General features: G+C 62.4%; 2 protein-coding genes. Both read left to right on the forward strand.

Translation table 11 applies throughout. The features are described from left to right. On the forward strand, nt 1-887 hold an 887-nt coding region (locus AC1D1P_RS22025), incomplete at its 5' end, for a glycosyltransferase family 4 protein (protein WP_477674444.1). Beyond that, nucleotides 884-1945 (forward strand): FAD-dependent oxidoreductase (locus tag AC1D1P_RS22030; RefSeq protein WP_477674445.1); only part of this gene is annotated, 1062 nt, incomplete at its 3' end. The genes AC1D1P_RS22025 and AC1D1P_RS22030, both read left to right, overlap by 4 nt.

The following is a 1945-nucleotide window of genomic DNA, read 5'->3' on the forward strand; positions in this document are numbered from 1 at the left end:
GGTTGAGTCTCTTTCGCAAGAGCGTGATCATCATTGTCTGCCGCGCCCTCGGTATTCCGGTGGTGCTTCATTTGCACGCTGCGCAGCTGCATCATTTCTACAGGTCGTTACCCCGTCCGCTGCAGATGCTGACGCGCTGGGTATTTTCGCTGCCGGCCAGCTGCGTGGTGCTGGGATCATCCGCACGGCGCTTTGTGGTCGAAGAACTCGGCGTGCCGGCCAATCGCGTGGAGATCGTTATCAACGGTGTTCCCGAACCTACCCATGCACGGCGCATAGCCTCGGAACAAATCGTGCAGCGCGTGCTCTTTTTGGGAAACCTGTCGGAGCGCAAGGGGGTATCGGATCTTTTGCAGGCGCTGGCGCTCCCGGGATTTGATGCCTCACGAACCGAAGTGATTCTGGCCGGCGGCGGCGATATCGAAGCCTACCGGATAAAGGCAAAGCAACTGGGCATCGAAGCACTGCYTGATTTTGCCGGCTGGTCCGACCAGCAGCAGGTCGCACGCCTGATGGCTCGCGCCGATGTCCTGGTATTGCCTTCTTACGACGAGGGCCTGCCACTGGTCATCCTGGAGGCCATGGCCAACGGCGTTGCGGTGGTCTGCAGCCCGGTAGGCGAAATACCTTCCGTGTTGACCGATGGGGTCAATGCGTGCTTTGTGCAGGCTGGCGACGCAGCCGGTATTGCCAGGGGCCTGCAGCAGGTGCTGAACGAGCCTGCGCTGAGGACTTCACTGGAGCGCAACGGCCGGGCACTTTACGAACAGAACTTTTCCCTTGCCCGTTTCTTTGCCAGCGTTGCGCGCATCCACCAGCGCAATTTCGGCGTAGCAGCCCAACCGCTGCGCACCACCGCCAAATCTGTCCCGGACACCCACCTATGATCACGCAGGCCAATGACATTCAGGCCGGCAGCCGCCTTCAGGCGGACGTCTGCGTAGTGGGTGGCGGCCCTGCGGGCATTGCATTGGCGCTCACCTTGTCGGAGCAAGGGCATTCCGTGCTTCTGCTGGAGTCGGGGCAGCTGCAGGCGCACGCTCCCACCCAGTCGCTCTGCGAGGGAGAAGTCGCGGATGAGCGGCTGCACAGCCCACCCGGCAAATATCGCCAGCGGCGCCTGGGGGGATCCACCGCGATCTGGGGCGGACGCTGCATGCCCTTCGATCCCATTGACTTCGAGACCCGCAGCTACATTCCGCACAGCGGGTGGCCGCTGTCTTACGAAGACCTGCGACCCTACTACCCGCGTGCCAATGCCCTCGCGGAAGCCGGGCGGTTCATTTATGACGCGGGTGAAGCCCTGGAGCCGGAAATCGGTCCGATGATTGCAGGGTTCGACAGTTCGCGCGTGCTGACCAATGGGCTGGAGCGGTTTTCCTGTCCCACGCATTTCGGCAATCGCTATGCACGGCGGCTTGAGCTGGCGCCCAATATCCAGGTACTGCTGGGAGCCAACTGCACTGCAGTACGGCTGCACGCCGACGGAAGGGCCGTCCGGGAACTCGAGGTACGCACCTTGGCAGGAACACACTTTTGGGTGACTCCGAATACCACGGTACTGGCCATGGGCGGGCTCGAAACGGCGCGTTTGTTACTGGCGTCGCGGGATGTCGTTCCGCAAGGCGTCGGCAACCAGCATGATGTGGTGGGGCGCTACTACATGTGCCACATCGCCGGGAATGTCGGCACCCTGACCGTTCATGGGCCCGTCAGCAATGTGCGGCACGGCTATGAAATTTCCCCGGAAGGCATCTATTGCAGGCGCAGGCTGTCTGTGGCCGCCCACGAGCAAAGGCGCCTGGGCCTTGCCAATGCAGTCGCCCGCCTGCACTTCCCGCGCATCACCGATCCGGTGCATCGCAACGGGGTGTTGTCGGGGCTGTTCCTGGCCCGCAAGCTGATCAGCTACGAATACGGCAAGCGGCTCAACGATGGCCACGCC

The organism is Polaromonas sp. P1_E1_2 (assembly GCF_056406035.1).